Below are 22,770 nucleotides of genomic sequence, written 5' to 3'. Positions count from 1 at the left end.
TTCAGCGGTCATCTTTCACTTGCTCTTTTGAGGCATAAACGCTCACACCCGTTAATCAGATGGCGTTGCCACATGGGTCATTTCTTCATGTTTGTAGGTCGAACCATCGGCGGTCAAATAAAAGTGTCCGATGGGATGCAGATCTTCATCCAATTCGTAGACAAGCGGAATGCCTGTCGGGATATTGAGCGCCATCACGTCTGCTTCGGACAATTGGTCCAGATGCATGACGAGTGAACGGAGCGTGTTACCATGCGCAGAGATCAGCACTCTTTTGCCAGCAGACACCATCGGTTTAATCTCCGCATTCCAGTACTCCAGTACACGCTTCGATGTATCCATCAGATTCTCCGTAAAAGGGATGGTGCATCCGAGCCGTTTGTACTTGTCCAGATCCTGCACATATCGGTCATCGGTTTCGTCCAGTGCCGGGGGAGATACGTTCACGGATCGTCTCCATTCCTTTACTTGGTCTTCCCCATACTTCAGAGCAGTCTGCTGTTTGTTCAGTCCTTGCAGCGCACCATAATGGCGTTCATTCAGCTTCCAAGTCTTCGTAATGGGAATCCACATGAGGTCCATTTCATCCAGCGCAATATCGAGTGTTCGGATAGAACGTTTCAGCACGGATGCATAGGCGTAATCAAAATCAAATCCCTGTTCCTTCATGATCTTCCCTGCTTTACGAGCTTCTGCGTAACCATCCGTCGTCAGATCCACATCTGTCCATCCGGTAAAACGATTCTCTACATTCCACATGCTCTGTCCATGGCGAATCAAAACAACTCTGTACATAAACTTGAACCCTCCTTCCATGGAAACATTACCCGCAAGTCAAACTAATTAGCACAGTGAAACGTTCATCACATTAATAATATGGTGCCATCATCAGGTATACTACAACACCTGTAGAACTTACATACAGCCAGATTGGCATAGTCCAACGTGCAATTTTGCGGTGTTTTTTCAATTGATTCGTCCAACCCCATACCAGTGTGAACAACGCCAATGGAACAATGAGGGCTGCCAGTATACTATGGGTAATCAGAATGAAGAAATAGATGGAACGAATGATGCCCTCGCCGCCGTATTTGGACGTCTCTGGTGAGAGGTAATGAAACGTCAGATAGGTCACGAGGAATAAAAGTGTTGTTGAGAATGCAGCAAGAATAAATCGTTTGTGCAGCTTCACATTCCGCTTGATAATAGCAATAAGCGCTGCAAGCAGGAAGATGAAGGTAAAGCTGTTAAACACGGCATTAAACCGCGGCAACACCGTAATATCAAAGGTTACATCACCTTTGTAACCAATGGATGGTGCGAAGAACAATAATAAAATAATGACATTAGCGAGAATGGAAATCGTGATAATGATGCCTGCGAAATTTTTATTGCTCGTCGGGGATGGAATGTTCGGTTCCCCTTTGTTATTTTTGCCCAATGCAAAATCCTCCTCATATCCTAACTTCTATGTTCTATATCATTATATCTCGGCAATTCCGGGCTGTTAAGTGACAACACTCTGAACAAAAACCGTTGCACTTCCCTATAAAATGCCCCTTTGCGGCTATTTTCAATCAAATCCACACCAGCCCCCATTTACCCAAGTCTTTATTTGTGGTATAATTAATGCAATTAATCACATACGCGTTGAAACTGGAGGAGCCTGTCACCAAGGGCCCCTCTTTGTCTTTTTTAGGCACAGAACGGCACTTTTCCTAATGCCTTTCTGTGTCTTTTTGTTTTTTGAAGCTGAGAATGGATAGCCCTTGGGCTGGTAATCCTATAAAACGCAACTGCTGGAGAGGAGCACACTTATGGAATTTGTTTTGGTTCTTGCACTTATTTTGATCTTCACCAAACTTGCGGGTGATTTGTCCGTTAGACTCGGTCAACCTTCTGTTTTAGGGAAACTGATCGTTGGTGTCATCCTCGGACCTGCGCTGCTTGGTTGGGTTCAACAGAGTGATTTCGTCCATTATATGGCCGAGATCGGGGTACTGCTTCTGATGTTTATTGCCGGACTTGAAACTGATCTGGAACAATTGAAGAAAAACTGGAAAGCAGCGTTTGCTGTTGCTGTAGGTGGTATCATTTTACCCTTCATTGGAGGTTATGGTTCTGCCATTGCTTTCGGTATGACACAGACACACGCATTGTTCTTTGGACTGTTATTCTGTGCAACGTCTGTCAGCATTTCGGTTCAAACACTAAAAGACATGGATCAACTCAGCTCTCGTGAGGGGACAACAATCCTTGGTGCAGCTGTCGTCGATGATGTTCTGGTTGTAGTCATTCTTGCCGTTATGATGAGCTTGCTCGGTACAGGCGGTGGAGACACTTCGATCTCTCTGCTCATTGGTAAGAAGTTATTATTCTTTGTTATCATTATCGCTGCCAGCTGGTTCCTTGTTCCACGCATCATGAAGTGGATGGCACCATTGAAGGTAACGGAAACCGTTATTACTGCCGGGCTGATCATTTGTTTCGGATTTTCCTACTTTGCTGAGTGGATGGGTGTTGCAGGTATTATTGGTGCTTTTGCAGCAGGTATTGCTATCTCTCAAACCAACTTCAAACATGAAGTTGAAACCAAACTTGAACCAATCGCCTACGGAATTTTTGTTCCGGTGTTCTTTGTCAGTATCGGCTTAAATGTCACCTTTGACGGTGTGGGTTCACAGATTTGGTTTATTGTTGTCATCAGTATAATCGCCATATTAACCAAACTTCTTGGTGGGGGAGCCGGTGCACGTCTTACCGGATTTGATCGTACGTCATCCTTGGCCATTGGCTCAGGAATGATCTCTAGAGGAGAGGTTGCACTCATTATCGCTTCAACGGGCCTTGCTTCCGGTTTACTTGATCCGGAATACTTTACGAGCGTAGTAATCATGGTCATAATCACTACGCTTGTTACGCCACCTCTGCTCAAAATTACCTTTGCACGCAAAAAGGGTGAAAAGCAAGTCGAAAGAGGAATTGAAGAATCACATTTAAGCGGGTAACTGTAAAAGAATATCTACGTTTAGCTTACCTGATGGCTTTGTGAAATATTTTTAGTTTGGGAGATATTGGCTATATCTTCTTTAGAAGATTCAATACGGTCGTGAAGCACACGCCGCTTTGATCCATTCTTCCCCTTCAACATGAAGGTTAGAGATGGTCAGAGCGGCTTTTTTTTGTATTTTTACAAGTCATACGTATTCGTTACTCACTCAAGTTCGCTATATCGTAGAAAACAAAAAAAGACCACCTTACACTCAAGAGGTCTTCCATCTTTACCCGTTGTTACAACAGGCTGTCCCATTTTAAGTTAACACACCAACATAAAAACCAATTGAGATAAAGACAACACACCAGACGAATGCACCAATGCCCGATACAACTACGTATCTGCCAATTGCCATGCGGCTCATCCCTGAGAAACAACACATCAGATGACGAATGCCCGGAATGAAGTAACCGAGGATGATTGACCAGTATCCATATTTCAGAAACCACGACTCCACCCTGCTAAATCGTTTGGCATTCACGCCAATCCACTTGCCATACTTATCGAACAGCGGCCTGCCTGCCTTCTTGCCAATCATGTAGCTAAGCAGCCCTCCGGTAAATGCGCCACCGAAACTGACGGCGATGGATACGGAGTAATTCAATACCGAGATGGAGGCGAGATAACCGACAAAGGTCATCATCACCTCATCCGGAATCGGCATGCCAATAACGCCAAGAGCCAGTAGTCCGTATATTGCGAAATAACCATATTGACCAATAAATTCTTTTGCAAATTCCATACTGACTCGCTCCTTATTTCGGTTCCACAATATCCTTCTCATGTGAGGCTAGCACTTGTTTTAGAGACGGGAATCGGATTTGGCTCACCATGAGACCGGATAATACAATAATGACAAGATAAGCTACACCATGTGTGAAATAAGGACTCCAGAGCGCGAAAAAGGACATCAGACCTCCGGCAAATGTAATCGGCATCCCGACAAAACCACTGCTTGCTGTCTTCTGACAGTTATAACGGGCCAGACGCAAAGCACCACAAACCGGAAACAATGCAGTCAGGGCCATCCCCAGCACACTCACTTCAAGCATGGAATTCAGGTACAGAATCAGCACGGGTGCTGTTCCGAATGAAACTACATCCGCAAGCGAGTCCAGGGATTTGCCGAACTCACCCTCACAATGCAATTTACGAGCCGCAAATCCGTCAAACAGATCAAAGAACATCGCTACCCATATCATCATCACAGCCAGGGCAAATTCACCATGAATAGCCATAATGACTGCCAGCATGCCTGAACTCAGATTCCCCAAGGTTAAAATCGATGGTAAAGACTTCATAAGAGTTGACTCCCTTTCGTACTAGGCTTTAGGAAAAATAATATAAAAACGGACTCCATCCGGTGTATTCTCCACTCCATAACTGCACCCATGCAGATCAAGAATCTGCTTCGCAATGGCCAGACCGAGCCCGGTCCCCCCCATTTTACGATTACGTGAGCGTTCTACCCGATAGAACCTCTCCCATATATACTGCCGCTCAGCTTCAGCAATGTGCTCGCCCTTGTTTTCAATGGAAATATGGACAAAACCTTCACGCCTGCTGATCTCAATAGTTATATCGGTATGTGGTATTGCATGACGTATAGCATTCATCATGATATTGAAAATAACTTGCTCCAGCTTGCTTCGGTCACCCTCCACCGTCTGTTCTGTTGTGGATACAAGCACCACATCCAATCCTTTGTCCTTCAGTTGCGGACCCAGACGGCCGGCGATATCTTCAATCATGTCAGCCAGTGCAACAGCATCCGTATTCAATTGAACTGCTGAGGATTCCAGTCGCACCAGATCCAGCATCTCTTCAACCATCGTTTCCATTTTGATCGCCTCATCGGCAATGATCTCAATGTAACGTTCCCGTTTGCTCTCACTCACGCCATCCTTCAGCCCTTCAGAATATCCCTTAATAATGCTGATTGGTGTCTTAAGTTCATGTGATGCATCGGCAAAAAACTTGCGCTGACGCTGTTCAATCTCCTGCTTCATTTCCATATCTGTACGCATCTGCGTGTTGGCCTGCCTCAGCTCTTCCAGTGTCTGACCCAAGGTTCCCGATAAGGCATTGAGGCTGTTAGACAGACTGCCGATTTCATCATTACGCCGGATGGGTGATTTCACCGTGAAATCCAGCGTAGACATTTTCTTGGCGACATGGTTCAAGGCCAAGAGCGGCTTCGTTACAATTCGGGACAGGAGTAACGCCAGCAACAGAATCAATATAAATGCCCCTATGCCAAAATACGCATAGAACAAACGTGTTGCCTCATTCGCTTCCCTCATCTCCTGTAGAGAGGTGAGCGAGAAGATTAGTTGTTGCTCGGGTCCGGAACGATGCACTGGAGCAATGGTGATGACATTGCGAACACCGCTCCAGCTATCCATCCATTCTTCATTGAGCATTTTGCCATTCGCCAAGGCCAGTTGGTCTTCGGTGGACAACGGGAACCGGCTATCCAGTGCTTGCACCAGCAGTCCCTGCCTCTGACTCCACGTTGCCAGATTGGGAAGAACTACCTCGGTCAATACACCTGACCATTCCTTTACCGGTTCAATTGATTCCTGAAAGCTTTCAGTTCCCCATGCGGCAGAAGTGGCATCCTGGATTTTGAATGGATAGACCATGGATTCGCTGGCCGGACCTTTCACCGTCAGTACTTGCCCATATTTCAGATGGGATGTAATCCAGCCAGCATTCTCACTATTGATAAACAAGGACAAGGACACTTTCACGTGACTTCCATCCTCTTGAAGCAACGTAATGTGGAACGGGTCATTAACCAATCTTCCGGTATTCGTCAGAATGACCAGATGTGATTGATTCTGACGCATGAACTTCCCGGTCTCCTTAGCCAGCTGTAAATCACTCCAATGTCCATTGGAATATTGCTGTTCGAACTTGGACAGCTTTTTCTTCATACTGCTGACCTTTTGATGCTGATAGAAGTCGGGGAACCAGAACAACTGGGCAAAAACCGTCGTCCCATATAGAAGTACCAGACATCCTGCCATGACCAGGAAAAGCTTCATTGTTACGCCATTTCTTCTCATGCTTCTGCCTCGAAACGATATCCAGTGCCAATCACCGTCCGGATACACTTGGCTTCATCACCCAATTTGCTACGCAACTTCTTGATGTGAGTATCCACAACACGTGAGTCCCCTTCAAAATCAAATCCCCAGATCCGATTCAAAATGGCATCCCGGGACAACACAATGCCTGCATTACGTACCAAATAAAGCAACAGATCATATTCTTTTGGTGCAAGTTCCACTTCAATTCCGTCCTTCTCCAAGCGCCTAGCCCATGGATCAAGGGTTACCTCTCCGAAACGAATCACACCCTGCTCTCGTCCAAATGCACCTTCAACACGCTTCATTAATGTCTCTGCACGTGCAACCAGCACACGTGGGCTAAACGGCTTGGTAACGTAATCGTCTACGCCCAGCTGAAATCCATGAATTTTATCGTCATCCTCGGACCGTGCAGTCAGCATGATAATAGGTACGGTGGATTGGGATCGAATATGCCCACATAACGTCCATCCATCCATTTCAGGCATCAAAACATCCAGAATAACCAAATCCACCTCATGCAGAGCCAACAGTTCCAGTGCCTGTACTCCATGTTCTGCTTCTATGACGTTCCATTGTTCTTTTATGAAATAATCGGCCACAATCTCACGAATGCGGCTTTCATCTTCCACCAGAAGCACTGTTCTGATCATGGCCGACTCTCCTTTTTAGATTTCTGATGATAACATACCTATTCCATGTGTCGTTCATGTGTCCATACATGTTTTGGAATGCTCCCATGATATATACGATTAATATAAGCCAAAAGTTACTAATTTTTATAAAAATTCGCATAAAAAAAGAAGCCATCAACGAGCAAGCTCCTGCTCATTGACAGCTACTTGAATGAAATCGAAGTGTGTTATCCAGAATTGATGCGCTACTGCGCGCTCCCTAGCAACACTTAGCGTTGTTGCTCCAGACGGTGTGCCACATGCAGTGTCGGGCCAACAAAACGGTTCAGCGGGAATCCGCCAGCAATCGCTTTGGTCACGAAGGCTTTACCTTCACGAACAGCCTCTTTCACTGAAAGACCACGAGCCAATCCTGCGGTAATCGCCGCAGACGTTGTGCAGCCCGCACCATGCGTATATCCGGAGCCGACAACATCGGCTTCAAACCATTCGTAGTTGGTTCCATCATAGAGTAGATCCATTGCTTTACCCGGGCTAATGACACCTCTGTCCTTGATCAGAACATGTTTCGAGCCATGGGCATGAATTGCTGCTGCCGCTGCTTCCATCTGTTCCTTGGAACGAATCGGTCCACTCTTCGCCAGTTGGGATGCTTCGAACAGATTAGGTGTAACCAGATCAGCACCTGGCAACAGGAATTCGATCATCGCTTCCGTATTTTCCGGTTGCAGTACTTCGTCTGTACCTTTGCAGACCATTACCGGATCGATAACGATCTGTGGCAGACCGCTGCGGCGAATATGTTTTGCTACCAGTTCAATAATATCTACAGAACCGAGCATACCTGTCTTCATGGCATCAAAACCGATACCGTCCAGAACAGTGCGAAGCTGTGCTTCAACTACATTTAATTCAACAGGAAAGACCTGGTGATCCCATGTTTCGGGCTCCATTGCCACAACCGTAGTCAGTACGGTCATGCCATACACACCCAGCTCCTGAAAAGTTTTCAAATCAGCTTGAATACCTGCTCCGCCGCTCGTGTCCGAACCAGCTATTGTTAATGTTTTTGGAATCGTCATGGTAGTTGCATTCTCCTTCGTGTCTCAGTTGACATTATCCTATCCCTTGTACGAGCGGATGTCAATGGCATCTGAAGCCATACAGAGCATGGTTTTCCGAATGATTCAGTTCACATCTTTTGTCTCCAGACGAACCATGGACATCGAAGCAATCCATATCCCTATTGCTCCAAGGGTCAGAGGGATAATAATAAGTGAATGAATGGAAACTTCCGACCCGTTGAATCCGGAGCAGACAATCAAAACCAACAAAATGGACGAGACCATTGTAGTTGTAACAGAATGCTTACGCATACCGAAGAATAGGGGAATGAGTGCCATACACGCAGCCGATAAAGAACTCATACTGTACTTCACCAGAAGTCCCAATATATCCTGATTTGTCAATGATCCGGGAATGAAGGAGTAGAAATGATTAACAATCAACAGCAGTGAACCCATCAACAGGTCGGTAACCATAATCATCACAAATGTAAAACCAAACACGATAATCAATTTGGCAGCAATGATTTTATGACGCTGGATGGGATAGGTGAACATGACGTTCATCGTTTTATTTCTATACTCACTGATCACCAGCTTAGATAATAAAGCTCCTGCAAATATGATAAAGGTCGCTCTCACAAAAGTATCGATAATCATAAAGGCGGTCTGGTAATCGGCATAGGCATAATCTTCTGCTCCTACATCCACGAATCCAATCATGATCAGGAAAAGAAGAATGGCTATGCTGGCAATACCTGCACCTGCAAAATTACGTGCAAAACGGTGCTTCCGCATCTCAAGTCTGATTAGTTTAAGCAACGTCTTCATCCCCTTTCACAAGCTTCATGAAGTGTTCTTCCAGGGAATGAGCCCGTTTGGATATCGATTCAATCTCAATGCCGTGTTGAATCAGCTTGGTGTTCAGTTCCGATGGAATGATTCCCAGATCATAGATGCGTAACGTTTGGTCATCAACCAGTTTATAATTACTCAAACCAAGCTGGTGTTCAATGACATAGGTCGCTTTGCGGATATCCATCGCCTGTAACTCAATGTACTCATTTTGACTTCCACGAATGCTCTCCATTGATACTTCTTCCACCAAACGACCGCCGCGAATGACACCAACTGTGTCCGCAATCTGCTCTATCTCGCCAAGAATGTGACTGGAGACCAACAGGGTAATGCGATACTCATTACTAAGGCGCTTGAACAAATCTCGCATCTCCCGGATCCCTACAGGGTCCAATCCGTTGATCGGTTCATCCAGAATGAGCAGTTCTGGTGTGGTTATAAGTGCACGAGCCAGTCCCAGCCTCTGCTTCATGCCCAAGGAGAAGTCTTTGACCGGTTTCTTGCCCGTATCCTTCAGCCCTACCATTTCCATCGTGTTGTCGATGATCTTTTTGTTGTAGAATCCCATGTATTCACAGTGAAGTTCCAGATTCTCGCGAGCAGACAGCCTATCGTAGAAAAAAGGATATTCAATAATGCTGCCCATTCGCTTCAGCACTTCATAGGAGGTCGGCGTAAGCTTCTCCCCAAACAGTTCAATCTCCCCTGTGGTTGGTTTGACGAGATTGGTGAGCATCTTCATGATGGTTGTTTTACCAGCACCATTCGGACCGAGGAATCCATAGATCTCACCTTGCTTAATATTCATATTGACGTTGGATACAACCTCCACCCCTTCATATACTTTGGTCACATCTATTGTTCGTGCGATATAATTCATCGTCCTTGTTCTCCTTTACGTCCCCTGTCCGGGTTCCTATATCTATATTGTAAAGAGAAAAGTCTTCTTTTTTATTAATCAAATCTTACAAAAACCTTAAGTCTGACCGGACACGCCAAACTCAGGGTCTACCAAGCCTTTAGGGTAACCGAGAATACAGTCCGTTGATGTGGCACACTATGCAAGTGAATACTTCCACCCATCCGCACAACTAGCCGTTTCGTAATGGTCAGACCCAGGCCGCTGCCTTGATAGAGTCGATTGCGGGAATCCTCCAGTGTATACATTCGTTCAAACACACGACTATGCTCGCTCTCAGGAATCCCTTTTCCCTGGTCCCAGATCTGTAGCGTCACAGGTGCACCGATCGAATGATCCAGTGAAAGCCCCAGTACCTTACCCTCTGCCCCGTATTTCATTCCATTGGTAATGAGATTATCCAGCACACGGTCCAATGCTTCTTCATTCGCTTGCACGAAGATATCACCATCAGGTATCTCTAGCTCCACGTGCAACCCCAGATTCGTCAACATTTCATAAAAGGAAAGCATCTTCAACCGGCATAATTCGCTGATATTCACTCGACTAAGCACTAGCTCCGTGTCTCCAGATTCCAGCTTTGCCAGATCAAAAAAGGAATGGATCAAACGCAGCACTTCCTGCGCCTTATCTTGTATTTTCTCTGTCATAATCTTCCGTTCCTGATCGGTCAATGATGGGCTGTGCAGTAAGGTCTCACTATAACCCAGCACCACCGTGAGTGGCGTTTTCAGATCATGTGAAATGTTGGAGAGCATATTACGCATCTCCTTCTCCTGATTCGCATAACCGGCCTTAGCGCGGTGGGCATAGTCAAGCAGCTGGTTCATGTCTTTCAGAAGCTGACTGACTTGGTCATCACTATTGAATACGAGTAAACGCTCAAAGGTGCCTTGATCCAAAATAGCGGATATTTTCTGATGAATATAGGACAGGTGTTGGTTTCTTTTCCGGAATTTCAACCACAATACAATGAAGGCAATGGCCAGAATAGCTGTTGTACTGGCAAAAATCAGTGTCATCCCTGCTCCGCCTCCAGCTTATATCCGATGCCCCAGAGTGTCTTGATATACTGGGGAGCCGAAGGATCTGCCTCCAGTTTCTCACGCAGACGACGCATATGTACGTTAATGATATTTTCGTCTCCATAATAATGATCGTTCCAGACGGAAGCGTAAATCTGAGCCTTGGTGAACACTTTGCCAGGATGGGTAACCAACAGCTTCAGAATTCCAAATTCCTTGGATGTCAGCTTGACGGGTGTACCTTCTCGCTCCACCTCGTACGTCTCCATGTCAACCACCAGTCCTCCGATGTGAATACGTTGATCTTTAGCCACTTCAGCCACGGGCGGAGTCGTATAATTGGCGCGGCGAATCGCAGCTTTGATGCGGGCAGTCAGTTCGATTAACGAGAACGGTTTGCTCAAGTAATCATCTGCACCGAACCCCAGACCTAACGCTTTGTCCACCTCCCCATCCTTCGCAGACAGAATGAGCACAGGTACCAGACTGACTGCCCGAATGGTTTGCAGCACATCCATCCCACTTTTGCGGGGCAGCATCAGATCCAGAATAACCAGATCATACCCGGGTTGTGACTGGCTGAACTGACGTTCTGCCTCTAAGCCGTCATATGCATACGTGACGTCGTAGCCCTCTTTTTCCAGATAAGGTCCGACCATTTCACTAATTGAACGATCATCTTCAACAAGCAACAAGCGGTGACTAGACACGAGTTCCCCTCCAACATGAACATTTTTTCTTTTATTACCTCACAGTTTGTTTGAATTGGCAATGACATACGAAAAAACCTGACAGGATCACCACTTTGGTATAAAGTGTGTTTCCGGCCAGGTCTATGAGTGTCTGTAGATAAATGCTGGTGCTTCTATTCTCTATATCCGTTCTCACTGTGGATCCAGCACAGTCCAATGGTTCCTGCACCTGCATGAATACTCACCACAGGGATAAACGGCATGATTTCGGTCTTTAATCTAGGCAGCAGAGCTGCAATCTGTTTTTTGATTGTAACGGCTTCTTCCTGATTGTTCGCATGCATAATGCACACATGTTTTACTTTCTCCATATCCAGCTTGAGCATATCCAGCATACGCTCTTTTGTCCGCTTGAATGTGCGAATCTTCTCATTCACAACCACTTTGCCCTCTTCAAATCGAAGCAGCAGATGGATCTTGAGCAGTTGACTGATGATCAGCTGTGTGCCGGACACCCGTCCACTGCGATGAAGATGCTGAAGACTGGCCGGTATGAGGTAAAAGGACATGTTATCAATCATCTGTTCAATATTTACTTTGATCTCGGCAGCTGAACATCCCTGCTTCTGCCATTCCAGTCCTTGCATAATCATCTCACGGTGAGGATAGGCACCTGCCTTTGAATCAATTGCGGTCACCGTCACTCCTGCAATCTCTGCAGCCTGCATGGACGTATGCAGCGTTCCGCTAAGCTCTGTAGAGCAATGAATCGTAATAATCTCATCGTACTTGTCTTTGAGCGACTCATACAGTTCAATGAATTCGCCAATGGGTGGCTGCGAACTGCTCGCACGTGAAGCCTCCGCAAGTTTCTCATAGAACATTTCAGATGTAATGTCATCGGTTTCCCGATAACATTCCTCTCCAAATACGATGCGCAGCGGTACGATGTAGATATGATTTTGCTCCGCAAAAACGGGATCCAGTGTACTGGTACTATCGGTGACCCATGCAATTTTCTTCATGACATCCTTCTCTCTTGCCGGATTGTTCGTTCTGTATCCTCAATCGTCAGTCACAAGCCCGGCGGTTTATTTAAAATTTGAATATTTCACATTGTAAACGTTTGCGATACTACCTCTCAATTATAAATGAACGGACAGACCGTTGTCTTGTGGCGCAATCATGAACAGCCCTGTTAATACCATTATTAGCTAAAAAAATGTCTTGCCTGTGAAGGAATAAATTGGTATGCTGTTGTCCTTCTCTCTTTTTCGCCTTGACTGAAGTGAACGGAAACGCCGTTCAATCCACTTATCGGAGGTGTCACATGCTTTATTTCACTCTGGCTTCCAAAGCCTACTCCCGGAATCTGCAATACCGCGGGGCACACATGGTACATAACTTGGCAAGCGCCATGTTTGGTTACATGTATGCCTGCCTCTGGATCGGCATCGGGGCCGACCATAATCTCGGAGAATACGGGACACAGGGGATGATCAGTTACATTGCGTTCACGCAATCCTCACTCTGGATCTCGGGTTTTCTCACGAATGGATTGGGTATTCCCTTATCCGTCAGGACAGGGCAGATCGCACTGGATCTGATGAGGCCTGTTCATCTGTTCACCCACCTGATGGCACGCGAATGGGGGCAGATTGCCTACCAGTTCGTGTACAAAAGTATTCCGATCTACCTGCTCTTCTCCATTGTCTTTTCCCTACATTGGCCCTCAGACGTTTCAACACTATTCTATGCCGCACTTGGTCTTACCGGCGCCGCATACTTGTCCATCTGCATGAACTACATTATTGGTGCCACGTCGATGTGGACCACGGAGTCCTCTTGGCTTCACTGGGGCAATCACGCGATGATGAATCTGCTGGCTGGTTTTTTCATTCCGCTGGAATGGCTACCGGACTGGCTTGAACAACTTGCCTGGATATCACCCTACCCTTTCCTGCTCTATGTACCTACCCGAATCTATCTTGGTTTCGAAGATGGCTCCTTGTTATGGGGAACCTTGCTTTGGTGTGTCTTCATGACGTTGATCTGTCTTGCGATTACCCAAGTGTTACGTCGTAAAGTGGAGGTACAAGGCGGATGAAGCGAACTTCCTGGTTCAATTTATATAAAATGCTGATTCGAACAAGCATCCGCAGCCGGATGCAATACAGGTTCAATTTCATCATGGCGTCCGTACTGGCCGCTTTAATTCAGATCTCCGAGTTTCTGATGGTTGCTCTGGTGCTGCACAAATTCGGAGCAATTAAAGGCTGGTCCCTCCATGAGATCGGTTATCTCTTCGCCATCATGACGTTATCCAAAACACTGTATCGGACATTCGGAAACGAAGTTCATCATCTGGAAAAATATCTGGTTAATGGTGAGCTTGATCAACTGTTAACACGTCCCATGCCTGTATTGCTGGCACTGCTGCCGCAAAACTTCCGCATCATGGCTGGGGAAGTCCTGCAAGGCGGGTTCATTCTCTGCTGGTCATTGGCAGGTATGATGCATAGCGGACAGATTGGCTGGATCGCCATTCCCTTCTCCCTGCTCATTATCCTGACGGGCGCAGTCATTCTCTTTTCCATCGGACTTGCTACCGCCACACTTGGATTCTGGACCACACGTATCGAGGAATTACAGACGATCACTGAGGATGCAGCACGAACGGCTGCCCAATATCCGCTAACGTTATATCCCAAATGGATGTCTGGCATTCTATTAACGGTGATTCCGGTAGGATTCGTCAACTACATTCCGTCACTTTACCTGCTACGGGGTGAAGGAGGAGCGTGGATTCTTGTTGCTGTTGCTGCGGTTGCCGTACTGAGCTTGGCTGCAAGTCTGCGTTTCTGGCAATTCGGCATGACCAAATATCAAAGTACAGGTAGCTAAGGAGGCGTAACGAATCATGAACATGATCACAGCACGGCATCTGCAAAAGGAATTCAAAACTCCTGTTATTCGCGAAGGACGTTTCTCAGGTCTACGTACGTTATTTTCACGTGAATATGTGTCCAAGGAAGCGGTACGCGATATCAGTTTTGATATCGGCCCAGGTGAGTTTGTGGGTTACATCGGTCCGAACGGGGCTGGCAAGTCTACCACGATCAAAATGCTGACAGGTATCCTGCACCCAACCTCGGGTGAGGTAAGGCTTGACGGTATGAACCCGCATCAGGACAGGCGCAGGACCGTTGGTCGACTGGGCGTTGTGTTTGGACAGCGCAGTCAGCTCTGGTGGGATCTGCCCGTGAAAGATTCATATGATATTCTGGCCGAGATGTACGGCGTCCGTGCCGAGGATAAAAAGAAACGGCTGTCCCAGTTCGCCGAGCTTCTGGACCTTGAATCGTTCTGGGCCACGCCTGTCCGGAAGCTCTCGCTTGGACAACGCATGCGTGCGGATCTCGCAGCTTCCATGCTGCATGATCCCGAGCTGCTTTTTCTCGATGAACCAACGATCGGACTGGATGTGAACGCAAAGCGGAATATTCGTCAATTTCTACGTACACTAAATGAAACGTTTGGCAAAACGATTTTACTGACCACACATGACATGGACGACATTGAGCAGTTATGCAGCCGGGTCATGGTGATTAACCATGGTCAACTGACATATGACGGCACGATCTCGTCACTTCGCGAAACCATCGGACTACCTACGCTGATTCGGGTAACGTTCCGAGGAGCGTTTCACATCCCGGATGTTGTGTCGTCCGCGATACATATTACAGGAGTGGAAGGGCAGATTGTCACCGTCGAAGTGAACCGGAAGGAATGGAGCACAATGGACATTCTGAAACAGTTGGAGCACTGGGGTGAGATTGAAGATGTAGAGATGAAAGAACCCGATTTCGAAGATATCATTCATCGGGTGTATTAGTCGGCCCATTTTGTGAGGAAATAGGATGAAGACCTGTTCTTACGCCGTTACATGAAAGAGGGACATGGCGTACTGTAATAACGGAGGTGAAGCGTCATGCTTGTGACCAAACATGTCCTTCTAACATCCAGCGTACACGCTACTCCCTACTTCATCGTACATGGCATGATGCCGGGACCCGTGATGTTCATTACATCCGGGGTTCACGGGAATGAAACGGCGAGTATGGCCGCTGCGCAAAAACTCGCAGATGATATTGCGACAGGTCGTCACGTCATTCAGCGAGGGCTGTTAATTATCGTGCCACGCGTGAACCAGCAAGCCTACGCAAAGAAAATCAGAGGCAAGCCCGATTTGAATCGTACGTTTCCACGCCGTATGTCAGGCAAGGCCAAGCATCCGCTCGCTGCGGCAGTTTTTCAGCTGGCGCGTGAACATCGGGCCGACTGGTGGCTCGATCTGCATGAAGCCAACGGCCTGTCTCAACTGAGTTCACGAGTGCTTGGACAGACGTTGATCACCAATCCCGGCAGTCGGACGATTCCAGCTTGCAGAAGAGTTATCGAACGGATGAATCGGTCAATTGCCATTCGTGATCGTCATTTTAACCTCAAGCAGCATGAATTGCCGGGATCTGCCCGTACAGCGGCTTCAAGACTATTACAAGCCCGTTCCGTCACGGTGGAGACCTGTTGGAGTCTGAAACGCTCAACCCGTATCAAGTATCAGACGGAGATTGTGCACCATTTTCTGCGTGAAGCGGGTATGTCATGATCAAGACCATTAAGATAGAACTAAAAGAAACCTCGAACAGAGAACGCCCGAAGTACATCCTCAGGTGCTCTCTGTTCGAGGTGTTTTTTTATCTCTGCATCATGGCTTCCAGTATTTTATTACCCATAGGGTCCAGCGGCATGAGTGGATAAAGGTCTTTTTTAGTTATAAACTTGAATATCGCATCCAGATACTCATCCACAATGGAGGCTGACCCAAAACAATAATTGGACAATAATACGATGCCTATACCCTGTTCCTTATTTATAGCCAAATAACTGGAGAAACCAAATGTGCTACCATTATGCCAGAGTATATTCTGATCCGAGATGTTATCACTAAACCAGGCGTAATGATGGGTCGAATCTCCAATCATTACAGGCATGTGACTTCGTTGCATTGCAGAGGCTGGCGGATGATCTTCATTCAGATTGGCCTGTACAAATAAACACATATCGTGAAGAGATGACTTGATCGCCCCTGCCCCTTCATGTACCCCAGTATCCCAATGAGGCATGTTTTTCCCCGTTGACGTATGTCCATCCACAAATCTGCCATTCTGTTCTGCATTCAGCATAACTGCTGTCTCCGTCATGTTTAATGTACCTGTGATATATTTTTTCAGCAGATCGTCATATGTATTGCCTGAGACTTTACATAGGATATAACCCAGTAAGCCCACGCCGGTATTGGAGTACTCAAATGAACCCATCTGATCCGTAAAGTCAGCATCCGATAAAAAAGTAAGTAAATCATCCTCCGTATAATTTGAATACGGATTGTATCGATTTTTCTTCGAGGACAGGTTTGTGGCAACTCCGGGTAATCCAGAGGTATGCGTCGCAAGACTTTTTAAGGTAACCTTATTCAAATAATCGTTTTTGCCGTTGTGTATGTACTTGCCAACAGTGTCATCCGTGGAAAGCTGCTGTTGACGCTCCAATTCTAGTAGAAGGATCGATGTAAAAAGTTTGGTTACAGAGCCGATTTCGAACAACCTATGTTCAGGAGCAGCCACGCTCTTCTTTTTGGGATTGCCCAATGAATGATATTCGATATCTTCCTTCGTAATAACGCCAATCTCAAGATGCAGATGTTTCTTTCCTTTGATGTAATCGGATACAAAACCTTGTAAATCCCTCATGGAAAATGTTACTCCTTTTGTGGTGTGAGTTTCATTATTGAAATTATTGAAATCACGTTAACCACCATTATGTATTGGCAAACTACACTATGTATTCGTTCTAAATCTCCGATTCCCTGCTCGATAGTCCACGAGTGTTTTCTCCTAAACAGGAAAAGAGCCGCGATTACGGCTCTTTCTTTTGCACCCTGAACGATTGAATATAATTGTCGATATCGTCCTCCGGTGTATGCAACAGTCGTGCCAGATGAATCTGCATCTGTTCCAGATGGTCAATATGTGTCTGAATGTCAGCGATGCGTTCGCGTACAAGGGTTTTTAACGTATCCTTTTCCATGTCTTCCTGGCTGAGCAGTTGCAGGGTCTCTTGTATCTCCTTTAAGGAGTAACCCAGCAACTGGGCATCCTTAATGAACTTAATTTTGACAAGATAATCCTCGGTATACACCCGATATCCGTTGGAGGAACGACGGGGAGCAGGCAGAATCCCACTATCCTCGTAGTAACGGAGAGTTGCCATACTCACACCGGTACGCTTGGCCAACATTCCTCTTGTCATGGTTTCCATGCCTACTCCTCCACCCCTTCTGCGAATTTATTGTGTTTGTTTGTTGCGTATCTTGGTATACGTGGCATCATAAGTAACCTCAGAAAACTGAGATGCAGGGCCTTTCAATAACGGCTGCTCCTCTCCTTTGAGATAACGGTCAAAGAATGCGAGCGCATAGGATCTAGTTATATCCACATTATGTTCTGGCGTCATACCTCTGGCAAATAGTTTCGGTGAAATTAATGAAATATCCGTAAAGCTTTGATGGAAGAAATTCTCCACCGTCAGATAATAGGTATCATTAAGACTATTTGACATCACCCGATCCAAATCAGGCTCAAACTCAGAGTAGAACACGTTATCTTTGGATGTAGCATTCGGATCGAAGCTTTTAGCCGTTTCACCAGACATGATGTACATAAAAGGTTGTTTTAATGACGTCTTGGAAACGCTGCCCCAGAAGCCGCCTTCCAAACTGAGTCCTGCACGTAAACGTTCATCCTGTGCGAGTGCTTCGGCTGTTGTAGCCCCGCCATAAGAGTGCCCCATAATGCCTGTATGATTCAGGTCAAGCCTGCCCTCCAGCACCTGATTGGGATCATTCCGGTTCCACTGTTCAAGCGTGTCGAGTACAAAACGTGCATCTGTTGCACGAATGCCTACCCCCTCCACATTATATTGATACAGTTCTTCTGACGTTGCAAATTCAGGCCCGGCTTCATAAGACACTTTACGCCCATCGGGGAAGGTAACGCGAGCTGAGGTATACGGATGATCCATACCTACAACAATATAGCCATGGCTGACCAGCTCCTCGACAGCAGTCATGCTCTGGAAACGGGCAGAACGGACACCGGGAGAGAACAGCACCACCGGATAAGAAGGGCTTGCTTCTGATATGGCTGCGCCTTTAACCACATGTGTCGGAATGGTATCAAGGTAGCTGAACACCTTGGGCGCGATACCAAATACCAGACTGATGGCTTCTCCAAGTTCAGACGGGTAAGACTCAGGAGTTATCCCCTTGGCATCCTCCGGGTTCACTGGATACCATACGTTAATCATCAGTTCCCGTTTGTCCCCGCTTTCGGGTGTAAACGTCTCTTCACGGGTTTCATCCACCAATTGTTGCGAAAATGTACCGATCGCAAACTGCCCCGTAGGATCAGGAATCGTAAATGCCGGAAAATACCAAGTGAGTAGTCCTGAGCCAGCGCCAGAGACCAGCGCCAGCATCGCAACCAGCGTGAGTTGAAGCCAAGAACGCCATTTCGGTTTCTGCTTCTCTGCAAAATGCCCAGTGACTCTGTTACGATACTCTTTCACTAACTTAATGATTAATACGATGAAGATTATGCCTGCAACAAGATACGTTGGCAGCAGCAGCATGCGAAACGAATCTAATATACCGTGAAGCAGCAATGCTAATATCAAGGCAGCCGACATCCCTGCCGCAAGTTTCCGACGCTTTGAGTACATAGGTATACACAACGCTGCGCCAATCGTTACAAGTACCAGTATCCATTCCATTAGTTTCATCATTCATCCTCCAAACATGGTTGATGAAACAAGAATAAACCTTGAAGTATACTTCAAGGTCAAGGCTGAATTTCAGAAACAATTTATCGAGGAATTCGTATATCCCATTTGCTAAGTTCGGTCAACGTACACGTTCCGGACGAAAAAGCCTTAATACCTGTTGAGTTCGGCCCAGGATATATCCGCCCTGTCATTACCTGCTCTCCCTGCTGAATGAACACCTCAACGGAGCTGACATCCATAAAAATATGAAGTTCAAGTTTCCCGTCAAGCAGTTCCACTGTCACAGCTCGTTCTCCGCCCGGCCCTTGTCCCGCCCGCTCGCGATTTAAGCATAAACGACGCTGCTCTACATCATAGGAAATCACGGTTTCTTCATCTTCACCCGTGCGCAGCTTTAACCCCAAGTGTCGTGCCTGTTCCGCTTCGAATACAGCATACAATTCGTAACGGTCCCCGCTGACTCCAAGATCAAAATCATGTTCATCACCATTTAAATGTATACCATACTGCTCGGTGCCTTCCGACCTGTACTCTATAAGTTCGGGAAGCGGCTGGAATATCAATCGGTCTCCCCTACGAATTAGCTGTCTCGGCAAAGTCATCGCTCCAGCCCAGGCATGGGACTGTTGTGTCGGAATTTCCGTTTCCCACGTATCCATCCAGGCCACCATGATTCGTCGCCCCTGTGCATCCTCCATCGTCTGAGGTGCGTAAAAGTCGAAGCCGCAATCCAGCGGAACGTACTGCTCGTACTTCAGTACACCTTGGTCTTCATCCAGCGTTCCCATCATATAAACCGTCGAATGCAAGTTGCGATAGTCATCTCCCTGAGCAGGCATACGCTGCGGAGACATGATCAGCACATCTCGGCCATCCAGTGTGAACAGATCGGGACATTCCCAATTGTCGCCAAGCGTCCCGTCACTCTGGGCCATAATGTTAACATAACTCCAATCCTGCAAGTCCGTTGAACGGTATAACAGAATGACACCTTTGCCCGCAGCATCATTCGATCCAAGGACACAATAGTACACACCGTTTCGTTCAAACACTTTTGGATCACGGAAGTCCTTGGGACTGGTATGCGCTGGGATTTGATCCAGTCGAATGACCGGATTCATCGCGCTTTTGACAAAATCAATTCCATTGTCCGAGACAGCGATATTCTGTGTCTGCAAGTAATCGTTATCCTTGTCGGGTCCAGTCACGACATGCCCCGTGTACATCAGCACCAACTTGCCATCCTGCACGATTGCACTTCCGGAGAAACAGCCTCCACTGTCGTAGCTCTGATCGGGTGCCAGTGCAACAGGCAGATAAGACCACGTAACCAAATCACGGCTCACCGCATGTCCCCAGTGCATCGGCCCCCATACCGGCTCGTAGGGATAATGCTGATAGAACATATGGTACATCCCACCGAAGTATATGAAGCCGTTGGGATCATTCATCCAGCCCACCTCGGGCATCAAATGATAGGCCATTCGATAGGTTGGATCAACCTGATGTCGATGCTCCTTGATATATGTGTTGGCCCGGGCGAGTGTATAACTCTCCTTCGTTTGAGCCGAAGAACTCGTCAGTCCAAGGTCTGTCTCTTGCCTTGTGTCTATTTCCTGTTTCTCGTATCGTTCCTGATTCATATGCCCTTCAACTCCTGTCTCTCTCTATATCACCCAACTGAACTTATTTGATAGCCCCTTGCATGACCCCCTGAATAATGTACTTCTGCGCAAACAGATAAACGATCAGTACAGGCAGTAGTGTCAGCACCAGACCAGCCATCAATGGACCGTAATCCACGGTGTATGTCCCATAAAAATAAAACGTGGACAACGGCAGCGTACGCTGCTCGGATGAAGTCAACACCAGGGAAGGCAGCAGAAAATCATTCCATATCCACAATACATTCAGCACGCTAATTGTCACGGTTGTTGGCAGTAACACCGGCAGTACAATGCGAAAAAAGGTTTGCACTCTGCCGCAGCCATCCATTAGAGCCGCTTCTTCAAGCTCCAGAGGAATACTTTTGATAAAGCCATGATAGATAAATACGGCGAGCGGACTGCCAAAGCCAATATACATGTAGATCAGCGACCACTTGTTATCCAGCAGGCTGAGCGAGCCGTAATATTTTAACCAGCGGAATCATAATAGCCTGAAACGGAATAATCATCGCAGCTACCATCAGGAAAAAGAGATACTGATTCACCTTGCTATTGTGACGAACAAAGTAATGGGCTGTCATCGCCGCAAAAAGAGCAATCAGTAATACACCTGCAATGGTTATGAGCAACGAATTGCTGAAGGCGGATACATATCCCATTTTGTCAAACGCATTGACATAATTATCGAATTGAAAGGAGCTTGGTAACCCTAGCGGATCGGAAGTAATTGCCTGGTTAGCCTTGAACGAATTGACGATGAGAAGCACAAACGGAAATACAAACAAAATCATTACAACGATTAATGCACTAAACTTTATCCAGTTGAGAATGCGCGATTGTCCAGCCATCATGCCTCGACCTCCAGTTTTTTGCTGAAATAAACCTGGAGCAGTGTAATGGCGGCTACAAGGATAAACAGCACAAAGGCTTCTGCCTGCCCCAATCCGTAGTCACGAGCAAGAAAGGCCTGCTCATAGACATGCATGGATACCATCTCGGTGCTCTTGAAGGGCCCGCCACTGGTCAGGGAGACGTTCAGATCATACACCATGAAACCCCGTTGCAGTGACAAAAAGATGCAGACAATAAACGAAGGAACCATCAGTGGCAATACAATGCGCGCTAGCATTTTGCGATTACTTGCCCCATCTATGCTGGCTGCTTCCATAACATCCTTCGGCACATTCATCAGTCCTGCAATGTAGATAACCATCATATAGCCGGCATACTGCCAAACGGTCACCACAATGAGTGCCCAGAACGCTTTGTCCGGGTCAGCCAGCCAGGAGGTGGAAAACAGAGTGAGGTTCATTTTTTGTCCTGCAAAGACGAGTACCTGATTAAAAATAAACTGCCAGATGAAACCAAGCACGATTCCACCCACCAGATTCGGCAGGAAAAATCCGGCCCGAAACCAGCCCTGCGCCTTCATTCCCCGGGTTACAGCGTAAGCGAGCAGGAAAGCAACCGCATTGGTGAGCACAACGGTAATAAATACGTACTCCAGCGTCATCCCGAATGATTTCCAGAACACGGTGTCCTTGAACACACCAATATAATTATCCCAGCCAACAAAGTTTTGATCGATGGCAATGCCATCCCAGTTCGTAAACGTCAAATAAATACCATACAGAAATGGAATAATCATCACTGTAGCAAACGCAAATAATGTCGGGCCAGTAAAGATCAGGCGGGTTCGCAGACGTGTCCATAATCCTTTTTCGGTCAGCATTGTCAACCTCCACTCTATCCAAATAATTAGCCTAACGGTTATGCCGGAAACAAGTCGAACAGACCTCGTGTGGAAGCTGTACATTCATCATCTCCGGCGTACCGCAAGTCTCTCTCTATGTGC

22 protein-coding genes and 1 pseudogene are annotated in these 22,770 nt (G+C 46.7%); 5 read left to right on the top strand and 18 right to left on the bottom strand.

Annotated features, from left to right (window positions below; genetic code table 11):
• Positions 1–51 precede the first annotated feature (51 nt).
• Together gpmA and QF049_RS27630 are read right to left on the bottom strand one after the other, a co-directional pair.
• On the bottom strand, positions 52–795 hold the full coding sequence (gpmA, locus tag QF049_RS27635) for a 2,3-diphosphoglycerate-dependent phosphoglycerate mutase (protein WP_076328872.1): 744 nt from the start codon (positions 793–795) through the stop codon (positions 52–54).
• A 73-nt stretch (positions 796–868) separates the two neighbouring features.
• A complete protein-coding gene (locus QF049_RS27630; RefSeq protein WP_017692198.1) occupies positions 869–1,441 on the bottom strand; it encodes a DUF420 domain-containing protein in 573 nt (190 codons plus the stop codon).
• A gap of 376 nt (positions 1,442–1,817) precedes the next feature.
• On the opposite strand from QF049_RS27630, the gene QF049_RS27625 reads away from it, so the two are divergent.
• Positions 1,818–3,008 (top strand): cation:proton antiporter, encoded by a 1,191-nt coding sequence (locus QF049_RS27625; protein WP_307542063.1) that lies wholly within the window; start codon positions 1,818–1,820, stop codon positions 3,006–3,008.
• 303 nt (positions 3,009–3,311) lie between these two features.
• Here QF049_RS27625 and QF049_RS27620 read toward each other — a convergent pair whose 3' ends face one another.
• The 10 genes from QF049_RS27620 to QF049_RS27575 form a co-directional block, all read right to left on the bottom strand.
• Positions 3,312–3,797, bottom strand: a complete 486-nt coding sequence (locus QF049_RS27620; RefSeq protein ID WP_091019228.1) for a DedA family protein — start codon at positions 3,795–3,797, stop codon at positions 3,312–3,314.
• Positions 3,798–3,810: 13 nt separating this feature from the next.
• Positions 3,811–4,356: a CDP-diacylglycerol--serine O-phosphatidyltransferase gene (pssA, locus tag QF049_RS27615; protein ID WP_124118155.1), complete on the bottom strand. Its 546-nt coding sequence runs from the start codon at positions 4,354–4,356 to the stop codon at positions 3,811–3,813.
• Between the two features lie 21 nt (positions 4,357–4,377).
• Complete coding sequence (locus QF049_RS27610) at positions 4,378–6,126, bottom strand: sensor histidine kinase (RefSeq protein ID WP_307542060.1); 1,749 nt, start codon at positions 6,124–6,126, stop codon at positions 4,378–4,380.
• Positions 6,123–6,803 (bottom strand): response regulator transcription factor, encoded by a 681-nt coding sequence (locus QF049_RS27605; RefSeq protein WP_307542058.1) that lies wholly within the window; start codon positions 6,801–6,803, stop codon positions 6,123–6,125. The genes QF049_RS27610 and QF049_RS27605 overlap by 4 nt, the downstream gene beginning before the upstream one ends.
• 251 nt (positions 6,804–7,054) lie before the next feature.
• Entirely contained in the window at positions 7,055–7,867 is an 813-nt protein-coding gene (gene thiD / locus QF049_RS27600) for a bifunctional hydroxymethylpyrimidine kinase/phosphomethylpyrimidine kinase (RefSeq protein ID WP_017692191.1), read from the bottom strand.
• A gap of 105 nt (positions 7,868–7,972) precedes the next feature.
• The gene (locus tag QF049_RS27595) at positions 7,973–8,671 is read right to left on the bottom strand and encodes an ABC transporter permease (protein ID WP_210110102.1); all 699 of its coding nucleotides are present in this window, start codon (positions 8,669–8,671) and stop codon (positions 7,973–7,975) included.
• Positions 8,664–9,587 (bottom strand): ABC transporter ATP-binding protein, encoded by a 924-nt coding sequence (locus QF049_RS27590; protein WP_307542055.1) that lies wholly within the window; start codon positions 9,585–9,587, stop codon positions 8,664–8,666. Before QF049_RS27590 ends, QF049_RS27595 begins: the two co-directional genes overlap by 8 nt.
• Positions 9,588–9,715: 128 nt before the next feature.
• Positions 9,716–10,648 carry a sensor histidine kinase gene (locus tag QF049_RS27585; RefSeq protein ID WP_307542053.1) on the bottom strand — a complete coding sequence of 311 codons (933 nt, stop codon included), beginning with the start codon at positions 10,646–10,648 and terminating at the stop codon, positions 9,716–9,718.
• A complete protein-coding gene (locus QF049_RS27580; RefSeq protein ID WP_047841679.1) occupies positions 10,645–11,310 on the bottom strand; it encodes a response regulator transcription factor in 666 nt (221 codons plus the stop codon). Before QF049_RS27580 ends, QF049_RS27585 begins: the two co-directional genes overlap by 4 nt.
• 206 nt (positions 11,311–11,516) lie before the next feature.
• Positions 11,517–12,368 (bottom strand): DegV family protein, encoded by an 852-nt coding sequence (locus QF049_RS27575; protein ID WP_307542048.1) that lies wholly within the window; start codon positions 12,366–12,368, stop codon positions 11,517–11,519.
• A 305-nt stretch (positions 12,369–12,673) separates the two neighbouring features.
• Here QF049_RS27575 and QF049_RS27570 point away from each other — a divergent pair, with 305 nt between their 5' ends.
• The 4 genes from QF049_RS27570 (at position 12,674) to QF049_RS27555 (ending at position 16,012) form a co-directional block, all read left to right on the top strand.
• Complete coding sequence (locus tag QF049_RS27570; protein ID WP_307542046.1) at positions 12,674–13,450, top strand: ABC transporter permease; 777 nt, start codon at positions 12,674–12,676, stop codon at positions 13,448–13,450.
• The gene (locus tag QF049_RS27565; protein WP_307542045.1) at positions 13,447–14,247 is read left to right on the top strand and encodes an ABC transporter permease; all 801 of its coding nucleotides are present in this window, start codon (positions 13,447–13,449) and stop codon (positions 14,245–14,247) included. Before QF049_RS27570 ends, QF049_RS27565 begins: the two co-directional genes overlap by 4 nt.
• Before the next feature lie 22 nt (positions 14,248–14,269).
• Positions 14,270–15,238, top strand: coding sequence for an ABC transporter ATP-binding protein (locus QF049_RS27560; protein ID WP_100529915.1), 969 nt, complete (start codon positions 14,270–14,272; stop codon positions 15,236–15,238).
• A 96-nt stretch (positions 15,239–15,334) separates the two neighbouring features.
• The gene (locus QF049_RS27555) at positions 15,335–16,012 is read left to right on the top strand and encodes a succinylglutamate desuccinylase/aspartoacylase family protein (protein WP_307542043.1); all 678 of its coding nucleotides are present in this window, start codon (positions 15,335–15,337) and stop codon (positions 16,010–16,012) included.
• 88 nt (positions 16,013–16,100) lie between these two features.
• Here QF049_RS27555 and QF049_RS27550 read toward each other — a convergent pair whose 3' ends face one another.
• The 6 genes and pseudogenes from QF049_RS27550 to QF049_RS27525 form a co-directional block, all read right to left on the bottom strand.
• A complete protein-coding gene (locus tag QF049_RS27550) occupies positions 16,101–17,156 on the bottom strand; it encodes a serine hydrolase domain-containing protein (protein ID WP_307542041.1) in 1,056 nt (351 codons plus the stop codon).
• 166 nt (positions 17,157–17,322) lie between these two features.
• Positions 17,323–17,724, bottom strand: coding sequence for a MerR family transcriptional regulator (locus QF049_RS27545; protein ID WP_127546637.1), 402 nt, complete (start codon positions 17,722–17,724; stop codon positions 17,323–17,325).
• A gap of 27 nt (positions 17,725–17,751) precedes the next feature.
• Positions 17,752–19,248, bottom strand: coding sequence for an alpha/beta hydrolase family protein (locus QF049_RS27540; protein ID WP_307542038.1), 1,497 nt, complete (start codon positions 19,246–19,248; stop codon positions 17,752–17,754).
• Between the two features lie 80 nt (positions 19,249–19,328).
• Positions 19,329–20,891: a glycoside hydrolase family 32 protein gene (locus QF049_RS27535; protein WP_307542036.1), complete on the bottom strand. Its 1,563-nt coding sequence runs from the start codon at positions 20,889–20,891 to the stop codon at positions 19,329–19,331.
• 43 nt (positions 20,892–20,934) lie between these two features.
• Positions 20,935–21,766, bottom strand: a pseudogene (locus QF049_RS27530) (carbohydrate ABC transporter permease).
• Entirely contained in the window at positions 21,763–22,647 is an 885-nt protein-coding gene (locus QF049_RS27525) for a carbohydrate ABC transporter permease (protein ID WP_091019202.1), read from the bottom strand. The pseudogene QF049_RS27530 and the gene QF049_RS27525 overlap by 4 nt, the downstream one beginning before the upstream one ends.
• Between the last annotated feature and the right edge of the window lie 123 nt (positions 22,648–22,770).

It is taken from the genome of Paenibacillus sp. W4I10 (assembly GCF_030816325.1).
Taxonomy (GTDB): domain Bacteria; phylum Bacillota; class Bacilli; order Paenibacillales; family Paenibacillaceae; genus Paenibacillus; species Paenibacillus amylolyticus_B.
Note: the sequence above shows the minus strand (reverse complement) of the source record. Positions and strands in the feature narration are given on the sequence as shown.